16 protein-coding genes and 1 pseudogene are annotated in these 18,782 nt (G+C 37.6%); 11 read left to right on the top strand and 6 right to left on the bottom strand.

What is annotated here, in order from left to right; all coding sequences use genetic code 11:
• Positions 1-36 precede the first annotated feature (36 nt).
• The 4 genes and pseudogenes from BMX11_RS24880 to BMX11_RS00565 form a co-directional block, all read left to right on the top strand.
• Positions 37-348, top strand: a pseudogene (locus tag BMX11_RS24880) (ATP-binding cassette domain-containing protein); the annotation flags it as partial.
• A 6-nt stretch (positions 349-354) separates the two neighbouring features.
• A complete protein-coding gene (locus tag BMX11_RS24875) occupies positions 355-882 on the top strand; it encodes an ATP-binding cassette domain-containing protein (RefSeq protein WP_449421133.1) in 528 nt (175 codons plus the stop codon).
• A gap of 107 nt (positions 883-989) precedes the next feature.
• On the top strand, positions 990-2,852 hold the full coding sequence (gene mnmG / locus BMX11_RS00570) for a tRNA uridine-5-carboxymethylaminomethyl(34) synthesis enzyme MnmG (protein WP_090879753.1): 1,863 nt from the start codon (positions 990-992) through the stop codon (positions 2,850-2,852).
• Positions 2,853-2,973: 121 nt separating this feature from the next.
• Positions 2,974-4,614 carry an Ig-like domain-containing protein gene (locus BMX11_RS00565; protein WP_090879750.1) on the top strand — a complete coding sequence of 547 codons (1,641 nt, stop codon included), beginning with the start codon at positions 2,974-2,976 and terminating at the stop codon, positions 4,612-4,614.
• Here the strand turns inward: BMX11_RS00565 and BMX11_RS00560 are convergent.
• Together BMX11_RS00560 and nadB are read right to left on the bottom strand one after the other, a co-directional pair.
• Positions 4,611-5,132 (bottom strand): gamma carbonic anhydrase family protein, encoded by a 522-nt coding sequence (locus BMX11_RS00560; protein WP_090879747.1) that lies wholly within the window; start codon positions 5,130-5,132, stop codon positions 4,611-4,613. The two genes, BMX11_RS00565 and BMX11_RS00560, sit on opposite strands and share 4 nt — an antisense overlap.
• Positions 5,133-5,144: 12 nt before the next feature.
• On the bottom strand, positions 5,145-6,731 hold the full coding sequence (gene nadB, locus BMX11_RS00555; protein WP_090879744.1) for an L-aspartate oxidase: 1,587 nt from the start codon (positions 6,729-6,731) through the stop codon (positions 5,145-5,147).
• A gap of 445 nt (positions 6,732-7,176) precedes the next feature.
• On the opposite strand from nadB, the gene nadA reads away from it, so the two are divergent.
• From nadA to thiL, 3 genes are all read left to right on the top strand, one after another.
• Positions 7,177-8,175, top strand: a complete 999-nt coding sequence (gene nadA, locus BMX11_RS00550) for a quinolinate synthase NadA (RefSeq protein WP_090879741.1) — start codon at positions 7,177-7,179, stop codon at positions 8,173-8,175.
• A gap of 71 nt (positions 8,176-8,246) precedes the next feature.
• Positions 8,247-9,482, top strand: coding sequence for a dicarboxylate/amino acid:cation symporter (locus BMX11_RS00545; protein ID WP_090880341.1), 1,236 nt, complete (start codon positions 8,247-8,249; stop codon positions 9,480-9,482).
• A 263-nt stretch (positions 9,483-9,745) separates the two neighbouring features.
• Positions 9,746-10,786 (top strand): thiamine-phosphate kinase, encoded by a 1,041-nt coding sequence (thiL, locus tag BMX11_RS00540; protein WP_090879738.1) that lies wholly within the window; start codon positions 9,746-9,748, stop codon positions 10,784-10,786.
• 880 nt (positions 10,787-11,666) lie between these two features.
• Here the strand turns inward: thiL and BMX11_RS24190 are convergent.
• A complete protein-coding gene (locus tag BMX11_RS24190; protein ID WP_175474433.1) occupies positions 11,667-11,807 on the bottom strand; it encodes a hypothetical protein in 141 nt (46 codons plus the stop codon).
• Between the two features lie 85 nt (positions 11,808-11,892).
• A complete protein-coding gene (locus tag BMX11_RS00530) occupies positions 11,893-13,266 on the bottom strand; it encodes a DNA recombination protein RmuC (RefSeq protein ID WP_090879731.1) in 1,374 nt (457 codons plus the stop codon).
• 117 nt (positions 13,267-13,383) lie between these two features.
• Between BMX11_RS00530 and purU the strand changes: the two genes are divergently transcribed.
• From purU to BMX11_RS00515, 3 genes are all read left to right on the top strand, one after another.
• The gene (gene purU, locus BMX11_RS00525) at positions 13,384-14,223 is read left to right on the top strand and encodes a formyltetrahydrofolate deformylase (protein ID WP_090879728.1); all 840 of its coding nucleotides are present in this window, start codon (positions 13,384-13,386) and stop codon (positions 14,221-14,223) included.
• Positions 14,224-14,332: 109 nt separating this feature from the next.
• Positions 14,333-14,551 (top strand): hypothetical protein, encoded by a 219-nt coding sequence (locus BMX11_RS00520; protein ID WP_090879725.1) that lies wholly within the window; start codon positions 14,333-14,335, stop codon positions 14,549-14,551.
• A gap of 155 nt (positions 14,552-14,706) precedes the next feature.
• On the top strand, positions 14,707-15,153 hold the full coding sequence (locus BMX11_RS00515) for a hypothetical protein (RefSeq protein ID WP_090879722.1): 447 nt from the start codon (positions 14,707-14,709) through the stop codon (positions 15,151-15,153).
• Here the strand turns inward: BMX11_RS00515 and BMX11_RS00510 are convergent.
• Positions 15,145-16,281, bottom strand: a complete 1,137-nt coding sequence (locus tag BMX11_RS00510) for an NAD(P)/FAD-dependent oxidoreductase (RefSeq protein ID WP_090879719.1) — start codon at positions 16,279-16,281, stop codon at positions 15,145-15,147. The two genes, BMX11_RS00515 and BMX11_RS00510, sit on opposite strands and share 9 nt — an antisense overlap.
• Positions 16,282-16,365: 84 nt before the next feature.
• On the opposite strand from BMX11_RS00510, the gene BMX11_RS00505 reads away from it, so the two are divergent.
• Positions 16,366-17,061 carry a zinc metallopeptidase gene (locus BMX11_RS00505; protein WP_090879716.1) on the top strand — a complete coding sequence of 232 codons (696 nt, stop codon included), beginning with the start codon at positions 16,366-16,368 and terminating at the stop codon, positions 17,059-17,061.
• Positions 17,062-18,379: 1,318 nt separating this feature from the next.
• Here BMX11_RS00505 and apaG read toward each other — a convergent pair.
• The gene (gene apaG, locus BMX11_RS00500; protein WP_090879713.1) at positions 18,380-18,766 is read right to left on the bottom strand and encodes a Co2+/Mg2+ efflux protein ApaG; all 387 of its coding nucleotides are present in this window, start codon (positions 18,764-18,766) and stop codon (positions 18,380-18,382) included.
• Between the last annotated feature and the right edge of the window lie 16 nt (positions 18,767-18,782).

The following is an 18,782-nucleotide window of genomic DNA, read 5'->3' as shown; positions in this document are numbered from 1 at the left end:
ATTAACGACTTCACCTATACCTTCAAAAAAGCTGACCGCATTGGGTTGGCCGGAAAGAATGGAACTGGTAAATCGACCCTATTAAATATCATCACTGGAAACTTAACTCCAGAAGGTGGAAAAGTAGACACAGGAGAAACCACTGTATTCGGTTATTACAAACAAGGCGGCCTAGCTTTTGATCCAAAAGAAAGAGTTATTGATATTGTAAAATCAGATGCCGAATATATTAAAATGGCAGACGGTTCTACTATTACAGCTTCTCAATTATTGACGTTATTTCTCTTCCCTCCTAAGAAGCAACATGGCATGGTAGAGAAATTAAGTGGTGGAGAAAAGAAACGCTTACACCTGATGAAGGTGTTAATGCAAAACCCAAACTTCTTAATTTTAGATGAGCCTACCAACGATTTGGATATCGATACTTTAAATGTACTGGAAGAGTTCTTAGAAAATTTTCCAGGTGTATTAATGTTGGTTTCGCATGATCGTTACTTACTCGATAAAATGAGCGATCAATTATTTATCATGGAAGATGAAGGCGTAGTTAAAATTTACAATGGAAACTATTCAGAGTATCGTTTGAGTTTGGAGCAACCTAAAGTTAAGAACGAAGCTAAACCTAACCCAAACCCTACTCCTGCCACAGAAGCGGCTCCCATCAAGAGTACAAAAAAATTAAGTTTCAAAGAACAACGCGCTTTAGAAGATGCAGAAAAAGGAATGGAAGAAACTGAAGCAAAAATCAAAAAGCTTACCGAAAGTCTTACTTCAATTGAATCTTCAGATTATATCCAAATTCAAGAAGTATCTCAGGAAATTGAAAATCTCAAATCGAAGCTTGATGAATACACCATGCTTTGGTTAGAATTATCAGAATAAAAACAATTGTTTGATGCTTTTCACGTTAATGTTCCACGTGAAACATTATAAACAAAATAGAATAAATTATACGTTCCACGTGGAACATTGAATAAATAAAAAGAAAAATGTTTTCTAAATATGACTTAATTGTAGTTGGTGCCGGACATGCAGGCTGTGAAGCTGCTGCTGCTGCTGCCAACCTGGGTTCATCTGTTTTGCTTATCACTATGAATATGGGTACCATAGCTCAAATGAGCTGTAACCCTGCTATGGGTGGTGTAGCGAAAGGACAGATTGTGCGTGAGGTAGATGCCCTTGGGGGTTATTCGGGTATTATATCTGACAAATCTACCATTCAATTTAGGATGTTGAATAAATCTAAAGGCCCAGCGATGTGGAGCCCCAGGGCCCAGATAGACCGTATGAGGTTTGCAGAAGAATGGAGATTGGCGCTGGAAAGAACGCCTAATCTTGATATCTGGCAGGATAGTGTTGTAGGTTTATTAGTAAGAGATAACACTGTATATGGCGTAAAAACATCGCTAGGAATAGAGATAGAAAGTACTGCTGTAGTATTAACCAACGGTACATTTTTAAATGGCACTATCCATATTGGAGAGAAAAAATTTGGTGGAGGCCGTACAGCAGAGAAGTCATCTACAGGTATTACTGAGCAATTAGTATCACTGGGAATGGAAGCTGGTAGAATGAAAACAGGCACTCCTCCCCGCGTTGATGGAAGAAGTTTAGACTACTCTAAGATGGAAGAGCAGTGGGGAGATGAAGACAGAAATAAGTTTTCTTTTACCGATACACCGCTCACTGAAGACCAAAGATGTTGCTGGATTACCTATACCAATAGCGAAGTTCATGAGACTTTGAAAGAAGGATTTGAAAAATCGCCCATGTTTACCGGAAGAATTAAAGGCTTAGGTCCTAGATATTGTCCATCTATTGAGGACAAAATTAACCGTTTTGCTGAGCGTGACAGACATCAGATTTTCGTTGAACCTGAAGGATGGAATACTTGCGAAATCTACGTAAATGGTTTCTCTACCTCCCTACCTGAAGACGTACAGTTTAAAGCATTAAGACAAATACCAGGATTTGAACAAGCCAAAATGTTCAGACCAGGTTATGCGATAGAATACGATTTCTTTCCACCTACCCAATTATCCTTAACACTAGAAACTAAATTAATTAAGAATTTATTTTTAGCCGGACAGATAAACGGAACTACTGGTTATGAAGAAGCTGCCTGCCAAGGCTTCATGGCCGGAATAAATGCACACCAGAAAATTACCGATAAACATGAGCTGATTATGAAAAGATCGGAAAGTTATATTGGCGTTTTAATCGATGATTTAGTAACTAAAGGTACTGAAGAACCTTATCGCATGTTTACTTCAAGGGCAGAACATCGCTTACTTTTAAGACAAGATAATGCTGATATTCGCCTCTCTCCTATTGGTCATGAACTAGGTTTGATCAGTGATGAGCGTTTGGAAAAAGTAAAACATAAGGTAGAAAAATCTGATGCTTTGGTGAAGTTTACAAAATCTCAAGGTATAGAGATGAAAGATGCCAATCCGATGTTAGCACAATTAGGTTCAGCAGAATTAAACCAGAATGTAAAATTGTATAGCCTGGTGAGCCGTCCGCAAGTAGGCCTGAGCGACCTGATTAAGGTAAGTCAGCCACTGGCAGATGAAACTGCTTACCTGGATCAGGAAACTATTGAGCAGGCAGAAATCAAAATCAAATACGAAAGTTACTTTGAAAAGGAAAATGAGATTGTAGAGAAAATGATGAAAATGGAAGATAAAGAAATCAATCCGGATTTTGACTACAATAAAATTGTTTCCATCTCTAAAGAAGCCCGCGAAAAATTATTTAAGATCAAACCAAGAACTTTAGGTCAGGCATCACGAATTTCTGGAGTTTCACCATCAGATATCTCAGTTTTAATGGTGTATATTAATAAGTAATTGATTATCAATAAGTTAAATAAAAAAATAACGACTTTAAATAAAGCGATATAAGCGATAAAAAATATTTTTTAATCATATTATTCCAAAAAAGCTAAAAACACGTCAGAACGTTTAAAATATGCCAAATTTAAAAGCTCAGTTTTTTAATGTAAAAAATACAGTAGTTTTAGCTGCTTCCCTCCTATTTTTGGGATGTGCCACCATTCAGGCACCACAGGGAGGACCAAAAGATACTACGCCGCCTAAAATTTTGAGTATGACTCCAAAAAATCAGACCCGGAATTTTACCAGCAAAAAAATAGTAATTGAGTTCGATGAATATTTTAACCTCAAAGATGAGTTTAAAGAATTCTCTATTTCTCCCGATCAGGAAAAACCGCCAATTTTAAAAAAGAAGCAAAAGAAACTCGAGATAACTCTTCAGGATTCTTTAGAGAAAAATACAACCTATACTTTAAACTTTGGTAAATCGGTAGCTGATGTAAACGAAAGCAACGTAGTTAAAAATTTATCGTATGTATTCTCTACCGGACCAGAAATAGATTCGCTTTCTCTAAGTGGGAAAGTAATTAATGCATTAACAGATGAGGCTGAGAAAGAAGTTACGGTATTTATTTTCCCCGTTGAACGTGATACACTGTTTGGCAAGAAGAGACCTTCTATCTATACCCTCACCGATAGTTCGGGAAATTATAAGTTAAATAACCTGAGAAAAGGCAATTACAAGATATATTCCTTAAAAGAAGCCAGTGGCGGTGGCGATAAAATCTATCAGCAAATTTCTGATGAGATTGGCTTTATTAAGGATACCATAAAGATTGATAAGAACCTGGATAACATCAATTTAAAGGTTTTTAAAGAGCTTGCCGGAGAATTTAGGGTATTGGACCGTAAGTTGAATAATGATGGCAGTATATCGCTTATATTCAATCAGCAACTTAAAAATCCTAAGTTAACCGTTACCGATCCACCTAAAGTTGATGTTGGCAAATATGTTCATTTTAATAAAACGAACGATACAGCTAAAATATGGCTTAAAGATTTGAGTTTTGACTCGGTGAAAATGGCTGTTCAGGATGAAGGGAAAGTGCTTCAAACCCTTAATTTTACAAGAGGCAAAAAAGATACGTATACCCGCGATGTATCCATAACAGATAATGCTGCAGGGGCTAAATTGAATCCATATCAGCGTTATACGCTAACCTTTCCATTTCCAATAGAATCTGCTGATCCATCGAAAGTTACGCTCTTAGAAGACTCGGTAAAGCGTACAAATTTTCAATTGTTAAAAGATTCTGTCGATTTCCTTAAATACTATGTTATTTATCCCTGGAAAAACAAGCGAACTTACGATATTAAGTTTGGAGCAGGGAGTTTTACGGCTATATTTGGTGCAAAAAATAAGGACATAAATAAATCTTTCAAGCTGGAAACAGCCGACAGCTACGGTACGCTGGGCTTAAATGTTACCGTTCCGGATACAAGTAAGAACTACCTGGTTCAATTTATTGATGAGAAAAAGAATATCATTAAATCCACCAGCTTAAATAGAAATATCACCATTAATTTCTCTAACTATCCGGCTGGAAAGTACTTTATTAGAGTTGTTTACGACGATAATAAGAATGGAATTTGGGATACTGGAAACGTGAAAAATGGTACTCAACCCGAAAAAATATGGTACTCCACCACAGAAATGTCGTTAAGAGCCAATTGGGAAAGAGAAGAAAAACTAACTATACCAGCTGCACCCAATTAAGGTGCAGTTGGATTAAACCATTCACTATACATCATATAGTTATCTGGTAATTTATTTAATAAAGCCCGTTGCTCTTCAGTAATGGGCTTTATTTTTTTGGCTGGAGTTCCGGCATATAAATAACCCGTTTCACAGATGGTATTTTCCAATACTACAGATCCGGCCGCAATGATGCAATAAGGCTGTATCACAGCATGATCCATCACAATGGCTCCCATTCCAATCAATACGTTGTCTTCTACTGTACAGCCATGAACCATGGCGTTGTGCCCCACAGAAACACGATTACCAATGTGCGTAGCTGCCTTTAAATAGGTTGCATGAATTACCGCACCATCCTGAATATTGGTCTCTTTACCAATTGTAATGGAATTTACATCTCCCCTAACAACTGCATTAAACCAAACCGAACATCCATCTCCCATTTCAACATCTCCCACAATTGTTGCATTTTCAGCTATAAAACTGGGTTTCCCCAACTGGGGATATTTACCTTTTACTGGTAATATTACTGGCATATTGATATAAATTTAAAATACGGTATCGGTTAATTGTGAAGCATGATCAGGGTAGTCTGTAGTGTAATGTAAGCCTCTGCTCTCCTTTCTCTGCATAGCCGATTTAATCACTAAATAAGCGGTTTGAATTACATTTCTTAACTCACACAACTTAACAGATACCTTATTCCTTTTATAGAACTCCTCTGTTTCCTGATAAATTAAGAATAAACGCCTGTGTGCCCGCTCTAGCCTAAAATCCGACCGCACAATACCAACATAGTCGCCCATAACTTTTTGCAGCTCTCTTAAGTTATGTGTCACCAAAACATCCTCATTGCTTTGAATTACTCCATTATCATCCCACTCCGGAATATGATCAGGAATAACGTTTTTCTGAAAGTTTTCGATGGCATCCTGATAAATCCTGTGCGCAAAAACGGTAGCCTCCAGTAAAGAGTTAGATGCCAGCCGGTTAGCACCATGTAAACCTGTAGATGAACATTCACCACAAGCATATAAATTTTTAATTGACGACCTTCCATATTCATCCACTAAAATCCCACCACACATATAATGAGAAGCAGGCGTTACCGGAATATAATCTTTCGTCATATCTATACCAATAGACAAGCATTTGGCATAAATATTAGGAAAATGCTTTAAAATATCGGCCTTCTTGCGCATCGTAATGTCTAAATAAACAAAATCATCACCTGATTTTTTCATTTCAGCATCGACCGCTCTAGCCACTATATCCCTGGGTGCCAATGATTTACGTTCGTCATACTCTTGCATGAACTCCTCCCCATTTTTTCTTCTTAAAACCCCTCCAAAGCCTCTCACAGCCTCTGAGATTAAAAAAGAAGGATACTCTCCAGGATGATATAAAGCAGTTGGATGGAACTGTATAAACTCCATATTCCTTACTTTTCCCTTAGCTCTGTAAACCATTGCCATTCCATCGCCAGTTGCAATAACCGGATTTGTAGTAGCCGAATAAACATGACCCGCACCACCAGAAGCCATAACAGTCACACTTGCTAAGATCTTTTCCACATCGTTAAGCTCTGTGTTAAAGGCATATATCCCATAACAGTTAATATCTTCAGTACGCTTATCAACAAATTCACCCAGGTGATGTTGAGTTATTAACTCCAATGCGAAGTAATGTGTTAATATTTCGATGTTGGGATTCTCATGAATTTCATTTAGCAACACACGTTCAATCTCATACCCAGTGATATCTTTATAGTGTAAAACACGATGTTCTGAGTGGCCCCCCTCCTTCGCTAAATCATAAAAACCAGCATTGTCTTTATCGAAATTTATACCATAATCTATGATCTCCTGAATACGCTGAGGGCCCTCTTTTACAACGATTTCCACAATTTTTTCATCGCATAATCCGTCGCCGGCAATAAGCGTATCTTGTATGTGTTTTTCAAACGAATCGTCTTTATCCACAACCACAGCAACACCTCCCTGAGCGTATTTTGTGTTGGATTCATCCTCGTTTGATTTCGTAACGATTAAAACCTTCCCATACTTAGCCGCCTTAAGTGCAAAACTCAAACCCGCTATACCTGAACCAATTACCAGAAAATCTACTTTTCTCATTAAAAAAACCTTTAAGTTATAAACGATGTTAATAACTATGGAACAATTGTTAATTCTATGTCTAAATTATTCTAACAAATAAATTTGAATGTTTAAAGCTACTTTAAAAACACAATTTGCCACAATCTTTTGCGCAATTTTTAACCACATTTGTACAAGTAATTAACTTTTCACACACTTATAAACAATTAACATTCCGGTATTGATAATTTTTAAGTCAATTTTAGATTGTGCTGAAAATCAATCTCATGATATTACAAAAATGTAATCTAAATGTTAGTAAACCATTAATAACTTATCTGGAAGAATAATTTTTTGAAACTTGCCAACAATACTAACACACTAATAAACATTAAAGATTTATTTAATTAAAATATTTATTAATTATTGAGACGTTGAAAGCTTGTATCTTTGAGCACCTCAAAAAAATTGAAGGAAATTAACAATGAACATAGATGTCCTAGAAGAAATCAATAAAAAAGGATTTGTTGAGGAGTACATAGATCCGACGCTAGACCTTTTTGCTGAGATTGAAAGATTAAAAAAGGAAAAAAACGCAATTATACTTGCACATTATTATCAAGAACCTGATATTCAGGATATTGCAGATTATATAGGAGATAGTTTAGGCTTATCTCAGGAAGCTGCTAAAACGGATGCTGATGTGATTGTGTTTGCAGGTGTACATTTTATGGCGGAAACAGCCAAGATTTTATCGCCTAACAAAAAGGTTCTATTACCAGATGTTAAGGCAGGTTGTTCCTTAGCTGATAGTTGTCCACCTCACCTGTTTAAAAAGTTTAAGGAAAAATATCCAGATCACCTGGTAATCACTTACGTAAACTGCACGGCCGAATTAAAAGCTTTAAGTGACATTGTATGCACCAGTACGAATGCGGTACAGATTGTGGAGAGCTTACCTAAAGATCAAAAGATCATTTTTGGCCCCGATCGCAACTTAGGTGCTTATGTGGCTAAGAAAACAGGTAGAGACTTAGTACTTTGGAACGGTGCCTGTATGGTACACGAGATTTTTTCTCAGGAAAAAATTACCAAACTCAAGGAAAGACATCCTAATGCTAAATTTATTGCCCATCCCGAATGTGAGGAAGTGGTTTTAAAAATGGCTGATTATGTTGGATCTACTACAGGTTTGTTAAAGTACACCATTAGCAATCCGGCAACAGAGTTTATTGTAGCTACAGAAAGCGGTATTATCCACCAGATGGAGAAAGCCAATCCAACCAAAACCTTCATTCCTGCACCGCCTAACAACAGCTGTGCTTGTAACGATTGTCCGTATATGAAACGGAATACGCTGGAAAAATTGTATTTATGTATAAAAAATGGTACTCCGGAAGTAACTGTACCTGAACATATTATAGAACAAGCCCGTAAACCGATTCAACGAATGCTGGATATTTCGGCTGAATTAGGTCTTTAGGCTTAACGAGGATCCGAAGTTTTATCTGGCCTGTGATATGGCAAATCATGGTAGGTTTTAACCCAAAAAATATGGAAAACAATATCCTTAAAAATTATTCGGGCTTACTTTGGCTTTTGGCTGGCATTATAGCAGGAAGCGTTGTAGGCTTAATTTTTGGGACAAAAGTTGAAAGTATTAAGCCACTTGGCGATATTTTCTTAAATCTTTTGTTCACGGCGGTTATTCCATTGGTATTTTTTGCGGTTTCTTCTGCCATTGCCAATATAGACCGATCGAAAAAATTGGGAAAACTGCTAACGATAATGGTATTGGTTTTTCTATCAACGGTATTGATATCTGCTGCTTTAACCTTGCTGGCCACCTGGATTTTTCCAATTCACCAGCAGCTGGCTGGAGGTACAGTTAAGGTAGAAAATGAAAAGATACAATCTTTCGGTGAGCAAATGACGCAGCTCCTAACGGTTGGTGAGTTTTTTGAAATAGGCAGCAGAAAAAATATGCTCGCATTGATTATATTTTCGGTGTTAGTAGGTTTTTCAACTTTATATTCTGGTGAATCCGGAGATGCATTCAAAAAGTTTCTGGTTTCGGGCAATGAAGTGATGAAGAAATTAATCATCCTGATTATGAAACTGGGGCCTATTGGTTTAGGTGCTTATTTTGCTTACCAGGTTGGTGTTTTCGGGCCTCAGCTTTTTGGCACTTATGCTAAAGCGCTGGGTTTATATTACGGCGTTGGAGCATTTTACTTTATTGTTTTCTTCACTTTGTATGCTTTTATCGCTGGCGGATTTAAGGCCATCAAAGTTTTTTGGAAAAATAATATTGTTCCTTCCCTAACTTCAGTGGGTACCTGTAGCAGCATTGCCACCATACCTGCCAATTTGGAGGGAAGCTTGAAAATGGGTGTACCGGCCTACATTACCAATGTTACTATTCCATTGGGATCAACATTGCATAAAGATGGATCCAGTATCAGTTCCATTATTAAAATAGCAGTGGTATTTGCCATTTTTGGAAAGGAATTGGTTCAGGTAGATACCATTATTTTGGCATTGGGCATTACCGTTTTGGTGAGTATTGTAGAGGGGGGAATTCCCAATGGAGGGTATATTGGAGAGTTACTAATGATATCTGCTTATCAATTGCCTCCTGAAGCTTTGCCTCCAGCTATGATTATTGGTACCTTGGTAGATCCTATGGCAACCCTGTTAAATGCTACCGGTGATAACGTTGCGGCGATGTTAATTGCCAGGTTTACAGAGGGAAAAAACTGGATGGAGCAGAAGATTTTGTCGTCTTAACAGATGAGAATCAATTCTATTAACTTAAGGAAAAAACTAAAATGTATTGTCATCCTGAGCCTGTTGAAGGGTAATCCATTTTAGTTTTCGACTTATTAAGAAGGTCATCGACTACTTGTCCTGATTTCACATCGGGAAGCTCAGACTAACAGCATTTAGCTTAAGTTAACAGCATTGAGATGATAATATCGCGGGGCAACAGGTAATGATTATTATATAAAAATTGAAGGGTTTCGTCCCATATTGCAAAAGATTTTAAAATTATGTTTGAAAACAAAGAACGTACAGATATTAATGAATTAGGAGAATTTGGCCTGATTAAGCACTTAACCAGTCACTTCGAAATTAAAAATGACCAATCGGTTAAAGGGATTGGAGATGATGCAGCTGTATTGGATGCTCAAGGGAAACAGATATTAATATCAACCGATTTATTATTGGAAGGAATTCATTTTGATTTGGCCTATGTTCCTTTGGTTCATTTGGGTTATAAAGCCGTTCAGGTTAATTTGAGCGATATTTATGCCATGAATGGTGTAGCCAGTCAGATCACTGTTTCTTTAGGATTGTCTAGTAAATTTCCCTTGGAGGCTGTAGAAGAAATTTATAAGGGAATTGAACTTGCCTGTAAAAAATACAATATCGATGTGATTGGTGGCGACACTTCTTCTAGTAAGCAAGGCCTGGTTATTAGTATTACCAGTATTGGCTATGTTGATGCAGATAAAGTAGTGTACAGAAATGGGGCTCAAGAAAATGATTTATTGTGTGTTTCAGGAGATTTAGGTGGTGCTTATTTAGGACTTCAGATTTTAGAAAGAGAGAAATTAATCTACCTGGAAAATCCTCAGGTTCAACCAGATTTAGAGGGAAAAGATTATATCATTGAAAGGCAGTTGAAGCCAGAAGCACGTAGAGATATTGTAGCTTTATTGGCCGATATGGATATTAAACCCACCTCAATGATAGATGTTTCGGATGGTTTGGCTTCTGAAATTTTGCATCTTGCTACCCAATCTGATAAGGGAATAACCATTTATGAGGAAAAAATTCCTTTGGATCCGATGACTTATGAAACAGCTAGAGAACTTGGTTTGGATCCAACTGTTTGTGCATTGAGTGGTGGTGAAGATTATGAATTACTATTTACGATTAGCCAGGAAGACTATAAAAAACTGAAGCATGATGTAGATATCACGGTGATTGGCCATGTTACCGATAAGAATTCGGGTTGTAAAATGATTTCTAAATCGGAAAAAGTGCATGAGTTGAAAGCCCAGGGCTGGAATGCTTTTAAGAAATAGTTAGCTTATTTATATCCAATACGATGTCTTCATGAGGCAACTTTTTTAGTTGAAATCCTCATGAAGACATTTTTGATTTGTGGGTATATTTATTAGATAACAGACGGTATTTTATTTTTTTAATAAACTTGTTAAATATTAATAATCAGATACTTGCTTTACTAAAATGAAAATTTCTGAATTTTGTTAAAAAAATCGTCTTAAGGAGTTTAAATATTTTTCACTACCTTTGTGGGTTTGATTTAAATTTTTAGTGAAAATAGCTAATTTATAGCTCAGCCCCAATCTCATGCTCTTAATGAGAAAACTAAAATGGATTGTCATCCTGAGCCTGTCGAAGGGCAATACATTTTATTTTTCTACTTAACTTAATAGCATTGGAGACCCTACAACTAAAAAAAGAATGTCTCATGTCCTGGCCGGACGGGCTTCTTTCTTTTGGCGTCAAAAGAAACAAAAACGTCGGCTTAAAACTTTTCTTCTAAAGTCAGTATGTTGGCCTGGTCAATGCATCCCGAAAACTTTATTAGGCCGACCCAAGCGAAACGGAGAAACAGTAATTTGGCCTAGCTGGGTGAAAAAGCATGGTGGCTATTCCTATCGCTTTAAGATTCCCTCCTACGAGGGAATGACGGGCGTTGAGGGGGTAGGCATCATGCTAACTGCCGAAAATAATTTACAGTTCTTCCCGAAGCACGACCCTGGGCTAGCAGCATATATAAGTTACAAGCTGCGTGTTGTAGGTTACGGGGCAGGATGCAAAGTCTTTTCCAGAGGTTTAACCCGCAACAGGTAACTCATAACCCATAACACAAGTATTACCGCTAATGGCATTTGGATGCTTCTAGCCAAGAAAGGATGCGAACCTTGGGTTTAATCATTAGTATTTATTGTTTTTAATGGCATTCATGAGCTCTCCCGATTTAAGGTCGGGATCGGTTTGGGTACCTTTTTGCCAAGAAAAAGGTACGAGCCCTTCCGGCGGCCAGGAAAAGAGAGATATCAGTACAAACTTTTCCATTTGGGTCGGTGGGTACAATACCAATGTTATTAAGCTAAACGCTGTCAATGGCATCCTGTCGAAGGATAAATATTTTATAAGAAAATTAACCCTCTTCCCCATCTAAATATTTCAGGTCAATTTGTTTAGTGGCTTTAGCACCCAATCTTTTAATTTTTTCAGAAGTATTGGTGAGGTTTCCAGAGCCAACTGAAAGTTTATTAACCGCCTTATCATAGGCATCCTGACCTTGTTTCATGTATCGGCCGATGTTCTCCATATCTGCCATAAAGCCAACAAATTTATCATACATACTCCCGCTTAAACGGGCAATTTCCATCACATTTCTATTTTGTCTTTCCTGTTTCCACATGCTGGCGATGGTGCGTAAAGTGGCTAATAATGTAGATGGACTTACGATTACAACTCTCCTGTCCCAGGCAAAATTGAAGAGCTCGGCATCTTTTTGAACAGCTATGCTAAAAGAAGATTCTATCGGAACGAATAGTAAAACAAAGTCTGGAGAATTAATTTGGTGTAAATTCTGATAGTTCTTACTGGACAGCTCCTGTACGTGTTGCTTAATAGAGGCTAAATGCTGTTTTAAATAGCCTTCACGCTCTTCATCACTCTCTGCTGAGACAGATCGCTCATAAGCAACTAAAGATACCTTAGCGTCGACAATTAGATGTTTGTCGTCGGGAAGATCTATAATCACATCGGGTTGGTAGCGCCCGCCTTCGGCGGATACCAGCGAAGCCTGAATGCGGTACTCCTGATCCCGGACAAGTCCGGAACGTTCTAAAACCTTCTCCAGGATTACCTCGCCCCAATTACCCTGCTTTTTGCTATCACCTTTTAAGGCTTTAGTTAAATTATTGGCATCCTCCTGGATCTGTTTACTTTGATCCATTAATAAACCGATTACCCCTTTTAAGCTATTGCGTTCATCAGATTCGGCTTTGTAAACCTTTTCTACCTTTTCTTCAAATGCCTTTATATTTTCCTTCAGTGGATTTAATATGATATCCAGATTGGCCTTATTGTGTTCAACAAATTTATTAGATTTCTCTTCCAAGATCTTATTGGCTATCAGCTCAAAATCTTTATTCAGTTTAATCTGCGATTGCTCCAATTGTATTTTTTGCTCGGCCAGTTTTTCTTTTTCGGCCTGATAAAATGAACGGGTACTTTCCAGTTCCCTGTTGGCATCTGCCAGCCGATCTCTTTCTGTTTGAAGTTCATCAATCAATCGTTTTTGCTCCTCTTTTAATAAAACGGTAATGTGTTCCTTTTCTGTTAAAAGGTTGGCAGCACGTTCTTCCGTTTTAGCCAAATTGATTTGTAAAAGATTATTTTCAGCCTTCGTACGTTCAAAATCTTCTGTTAAAATAGTAGAGCCAGATTGACTTTTTCTAAAAAACAGGAGGATTAAAGTAAGCAGTATGATAGCGAGAAGCACGATAATGGCTGTTTCCATAATGATAAAAATTTTAGCAAAAATCGAAATTTAAAATAGATTTACCAAAATAATTCGTCAAAATAAAGCTATGTTAAGCCACAAAAAATAATTATCATTGAACTTTAAATAGTATAAATGAACGAGTTAACCGTACTGATCTCTTGCCCTGACCAGGTGGGCCTAGTAACCCGCATCACCAATATTCTGGCCATTCACCAGTTGAATATTATAGCCATGAGAGAATTTGTAGATGAAGAAAATAAAGCTTTTTTTACGCGTATTGCATGTACCGGATTATTAGAGGGTGTAGCGCAGTTAAAAAATGAACTCCTAAAAAGCCTTCCTGAGCAAGCTGAAGTAAATCTGATTACGCAACAGCAGAAAAAAATTGCTGTTTTAGTAACCAAAGAATACCACTGCTTGGCAGAGATTTTAATAAAGAACCAATTTAAAACACTTGGTGCTGAGGTACAATGTGTGATTGGTAATTATGAAGAATTAAGGGATTTTTCTGAAAAACTGGGTATTCCTTATTTTTATGTTTCGCATGTAGGAAAGGATAAAAGCCAGTTTGAAGCAGAAATAAAGTCTGTAATCAATCGCTTTGAAGTTGACTATCTCGTTCTCGCTAAATTTATGCAGATACTTTCAGCAGATTTTGTTAAAGATTATGAAGGTAAGATTATCAATATCCACCACTCGTTTTTACCTGCTTTTATAGGGGCAAATCCGTACCGACAGGCATTTGAAAGAGGGGTTAAAGTTATTGGCGCTACGGCACATTTTGTAACCAACAATTTGGATGAGGGACCGATCATTACGCAACATACCTCGCCCGTTGACCATAATTTTAGTGTAAAGGATATGGTAAGGGCAGGAAAGGAAATTGAAAAGAAAGTACTTTTAGATGCGCTGGCATTAGTGGTGGAGGATCGGGTTTTTGTAAGTGGAAATAAAACAATCGTATTTAAATAGATTTATTTTTGGACGAGTGAACGATCATCATTCTGCATTAAACAGTCAAATTCACCGCCAACTCATTCCTGGAAAATTCATATCTTGTATTACACGCAAAATGTTTACTATGAGATTCTTAACTGCGCTATTGTTGCTCTATGCTACAACAATAAATGCCCAAAATGGGTTTAAGTTTGATCAGCGAATGCTGGATTGCGAAAACAAATGGATTGTAGCGTCTACCGACTCCAGCTATGCTTATGGTTTTGTTTACCTCGATAATTCTGCAGGACTTACATTGAGTGTGGAGGGAAGCTTACCCTGGATGATGATAAACTTGTTGTAAGAAAACATGAGCCAGCTAAGATTAGAATCTCACCTACCGCTGTGTAAGTTGCGCTTTTACCAAAAAATAGGTTTCAAGAACTGGGTGTTTTAGAAACCCCAACCTGGTTATCGTTCTATAACACGGGGGAAAATGATATCAATTGACTTTTTAGGTTGGGCTATACCTACAATAAATGGGGAGAACAAAAAACCGCATTAAAATATATAAATGCAGCGAGAAGAATTAACGACAATTATCCTGGATTGGACGTGGAGTATGCTTTGGCTTACAATGAGCAAGCGCGCTATAAAAGGGTTAGGCCTTATTTAGACGATGCTTTGTATGCCGCGGGGCAAAATAACTGCAATTTTTATAAAAATGAGGTTTTTGCTAGGACCAACAATAATAAAATGGATGAAGCTGAAGAAATATACCGCCAGGCGTTAGGTGATTGTAAAGATGAGACCGCTAAAGCAGATATAGCTTATAGTATTGCCTTTCAATATTTTAAATTAAAAAATAAGGAGAAGTTAGGTTATTGGAGGAAAGAAGTAGACCGATGGATTGTACCTGGCAGTTACCTGGAGAAAATAGATGTAATGTTGGGTCAGCTAAAGTAGTTTTATCATTTCTTTTGCTAAATCTTCTCCAGTTTGTGAACCAATAGCTACTCCCATTCCATTGCAGCAGGTTGCGTAGCAGATATTTGGACTAACCGTTTTGATTAAAGGTTCTAGTGTTGAACCGAAAGACATAATTCCACTCCAGCGCTGGTCTATTTCAAAATGGTGTTGGGGCAGAATTACTGTTTTTAGCAGTTCTTCCAGAGAAGATTGAATGAGATTAGTTTCCCCGAATTGGCTGGTTTGCTCTGTTTCAAAATCTAAATTTCTTCCGCCACCGAGTAAAATCCTTTGGTTGATATTACGGAAATAATAAAATCCTTTATCGTAATGAAAAGTACCGGCTAATTTTAAATCTGGAATGGGTTTCGTGATCAATACCTGCCCTCTTCCGGGTTTAACATCCAGTTCTGGCAAAAGTTGTTGAACAAAAGCATTAGTGGCAATCGCCAGCCGACTACATTGAAAATCGCCGGCATTGGTTTTTAAATAGACACTTGTTGCCTCATTTCTAATCTCTTCTACCTCACAGTTATTGAGAATGGTTATGCCGAGCTGTTGAGCATAGGAAATCAGCGAAAACATCATTTTTCCGGTATCAATCTGAGCTTCGTATTGATTAAAAATAAGTTGGTCTACTTGGTCAAACCCAAAAGCATTAATTTTTTCATTGGCTGGTGAAAAGGTGTTCTTTCCAACAACATCTGTAAGCAGTTTATTAAAATGTTCAATTTTCGCTACACTTCGAATGGAAGAAACTTCTTCCTCTTTTTTAAATAATTCGTAACCGCCTAAACATTGATAATCAATGTTATGATCTCCCAATAAATTACGCAGCTTAAGCAAGCCCTTCCATCTGGTTTCGATTAGGTTAGCAAGGCGGTCTGTTCCAATTAGATTTTCTTGTTCAATGAGTTCAGAAATACTTCCAAAACAAGCAAAACCGGCGTTTTTTGTGCTTGCCCCAGAAGGTAAAAAACCTCTTTCAAGTATAGCTATCTTTAAATTTGAATAAGTTTTTTTTAGGTGAATAGCGCAATTTAAACCCACTATTCCACTGCCTGTAACCACGATGTCATAGTTAAAGAAACTGGTCTGTTCCCAATATGAAAAGGAGGAATTCATTTGATAAATGTAAGATATTTTGATCATCAAATAATATGGGAACGCTTTTTGATATAATCCGAATGAAAAACATACATAAGGAAAATGGGAGTTTATTTAATATTAATCGTCCCGGTATTATTGCTGAGCATGTTTGTGCAATGGCGCTTTAGGAATAAATTTTCTAAGTACGCAGAAATGCAGCTTAGCTCAGGTTTATCGGGCAAGGAGGTAGCAGAAAGAATGCTGCACGATAGTGGGATTTACGATGTGAAGGTGATGAGTACCGAGGGACAATTAACAGATCATTACAACCCAACAGATAGAACAGTTAATTTAAGTACTGACGTTTACTACAGTAGAAGTGTTGCAGCAGCAGCAGTGGCCGCTCATGAATGCGGACATGCCGTACAACATGCAAAATCATATTCTTGGTTAAACCTGAGAAGCACGATGGTACCTGTGGTAAGTATTTCTTCTAATCTGTTACAGTGGGTATTATTAATAGGTGTTTTGTTGATCGGTTTCACTGGAAACCCAATTGTTTTGGCTATTGGAGTGGTGGGTTTGGCCCTGATTACACTATTTAGCATAGTAACATTACCTGTAGAATTTGATGCAAGTAACCGCGCTTTAGCCTGGTTAAAAAATAATAGAGGGGTAATGCAAACGCAAGAGGAAAATACTCAGGCAAAGGATGCTTTATGGTGGGCCGCAATGACATATGTTGTAGCTGCTGTAGGAGCGTTGGCCAACCTGTTATACTACGCTTCTATGCTTTTTGGAAGAAGCAGAGATTAAAAAATACTAGCTATGAAAAACGAAGCGGTTAAGGCTTATCCCTTGCCGCTTTTTTTTGTTCAAATGGCCTCCCGCAGATCAAATTGATTTTCCAGTTCGTCCTGCTGAATTTATTTCAGCATCTTCAGATCGAATAGATTTTTAATTAATAATTTCGTTACGACTGATTACTGGTTGTAGCGTCTCCAATGCTATTAACTTAAGGAGAAAACTAAAATGGATTGTCATCCTGAGCCTGTCGAAGGACAATTCATTTTAGTTTTCGACTTATTAAGAAGTTCTTCGACAGGCTCAGACTGACACCATTTTGCTTAACTTAATAGCATTGTTCGCGTCTCGCTAAGACTCATTACCTTGCGCATTGGAGAGGTTACAATTAAGAAAATATTCCGGTTGGTAGGGATACCAACCGGTAGATTGAAACTTATTCATGCTTTCATTTCTTAAATGGTAAAAATTTGAACCATGTAAGCCATATAAGAAAACAGAAGCCTGATCATCTAATCTCTTTAATCTGCGGGAGATATGAACACAATATCCCGTTTTAGCGTCTCGCTATGACCTTTACATGTCATTCTGAACGCAGTGAAGAATCTGTTTTGATCGCATACAGATCGTTAATAGGGCAGTGCTAAATGTACATGACTGCTTCATCGCATGGGGATTCTTCACTGCGTCAGAATGACAAAAAGCTTAACTTAATAGCATTGGTAGCGTCTCGCTACGACCGTCTAAAAACTTAGGTCAATGGAGCTGTAGCGGGCTTTTATGAAGTTAATGTTTTTTAAGTGGTTTATATCCAGTCAATTATTGAGGTCTTCGACAGGCTCAGACTGACAAAGTTTAGCTTTAAACTTAACTGGTTGTAGCGTCTCGCTACTACCTACTCAGGATACTTGGCCTCCCGCAGATCAAGTTGATTATTCCGATTCGTCCTGCTGAATTTATTTCAGCATCTTCAGATCGAATTGATTTTTAATCAATAATGATTACTGGTTGTAGCGTCTCGCTACGACCGTCTAAAAACTTAGGGCAATGGAGCTGTAGCGGTCTTTTATGAAGTTAATGTTTTTTAAGTGGTTTATATCCAGTCAATTATTGAGGTCTTCGACAGGCTCAGACAGACAAAATTTAGCTTTAAACTTAACTGTTTGTAGCGTCTCGCTACTACCTACTCAGGGTACTTGGCCTCCCGCAGATCAAGTTGATTTTTCGAATTCGTCCTGCTGAATTTATTTCAGCATCTTCAGATCGAATTGATTAAGTTAACAGCATTGGTAGCGTCTCGCTACGACCGTTAATTAGAAATGTAAAAATATTAGTTGAGTTTGTAGGGAGCGATTAATTGAAATTCAGGAATGTCGACATCAAATTCTGCTTCATCCATTAAACGTTTCATTAAATAAGTTCCGCGCATACTGCCCATATCTGTTTTAAGATTACAGCCTGAAACATAAACATGTGTTTCTCCGGGATTGATTACCGGCTGTAAGCCAACAACACCCTCTCCCTCTACTTCTCTGCGGCTACTGTTAGAATCAAATATAAACCATTGACGGCGCAGCAATTGCACAGCATAATCTGTAAGATTAGATATCTCTACACGATAGGCGAACATAAAATGCTCATTCGAAGGATTGGAATACTCCGGTTGGTAAACGGTTTCTACCGAAACCTTAACTCCATCTGTAATTGCTGTAACCATGGTGATATATACGAAT

The sequence above is a fragment of the Pedobacter rhizosphaerae genome, assembly GCF_900111155.1.
GTDB lineage: Bacteria > Bacteroidota > Bacteroidia > Sphingobacteriales > Sphingobacteriaceae > Pedobacter > Pedobacter rhizosphaerae.
This window is presented reverse-complemented; position numbering and strand designations above follow the sequence as displayed.

What these genes read in the sequence shown, in the direction of transcription:
- BMX11_RS24190 (WP_175474433.1), bottom strand. Translation starts at nt 11,807, where the DNA reads ATGGAAAAGTTTGTACTGATATCTCTCTTTTCCTGGCCGCCGGAAGGG.
- BMX11_RS24875 (WP_449421133.1), top strand. Translation starts at nt 355, where the DNA reads ATGAAGGTGTTAATGCAAAACCCAAACTTCTTAATTTTAGATGAGCCT.
- purU (WP_090879728.1), top strand. Translation starts at nt 13,384, where the DNA reads ATGAACGAGTTAACCGTACTGATCTCTTGCCCTGACCAGGTGGGCCTA.
- BMX11_RS00520 (WP_090879725.1), top strand. Translation starts at nt 14,333, where the DNA reads ATGAGATTCTTAACTGCGCTATTGTTGCTCTATGCTACAACAATAAAT.
- BMX11_RS00560 (WP_090879747.1), bottom strand. Translation starts at nt 5,132, where the DNA reads ATGCCAGTAATATTACCAGTAAAAGGTAAATATCCCCAGTTGGGGAAA.
- nadB (WP_090879744.1), bottom strand. Translation starts at nt 6,731, where the DNA reads ATGAGAAAAGTAGATTTTCTGGTAATTGGTTCAGGTATAGCGGGTTTG.
- nadA (WP_090879741.1), top strand. Translation starts at nt 7,177, where the DNA reads ATGAACATAGATGTCCTAGAAGAAATCAATAAAAAAGGATTTGTTGAG.
- BMX11_RS00530 (WP_090879731.1), bottom strand. Translation starts at nt 13,266, where the DNA reads ATGGAAACAGCCATTATCGTGCTTCTCGCTATCATACTGCTTACTTTA.
- BMX11_RS00505 (WP_090879716.1), top strand. Translation starts at nt 16,366, where the DNA reads ATGGGAGTTTATTTAATATTAATCGTCCCGGTATTATTGCTGAGCATG.
- thiL (WP_090879738.1), top strand. Translation starts at nt 9,746, where the DNA reads ATGTTTGAAAACAAAGAACGTACAGATATTAATGAATTAGGAGAATTT.
- apaG (WP_090879713.1), bottom strand. Translation starts at nt 18,766, where the DNA reads ATGGTTACAGCAATTACAGATGGAGTTAAGGTTTCGGTAGAAACCGTT.
- mnmG (WP_090879753.1), top strand. Translation starts at nt 990, where the DNA reads ATGTTTTCTAAATATGACTTAATTGTAGTTGGTGCCGGACATGCAGGC.
- BMX11_RS00510 (WP_090879719.1), bottom strand. Translation starts at nt 16,281, where the DNA reads ATGAATTCCTCCTTTTCATATTGGGAACAGACCAGTTTCTTTAACTAT.
- BMX11_RS00545 (WP_090880341.1), top strand. Translation starts at nt 8,247, where the DNA reads ATGGAAAACAATATCCTTAAAAATTATTCGGGCTTACTTTGGCTTTTG.
- BMX11_RS00565 (WP_090879750.1), top strand. Translation starts at nt 2,974, where the DNA reads ATGCCAAATTTAAAAGCTCAGTTTTTTAATGTAAAAAATACAGTAGTT.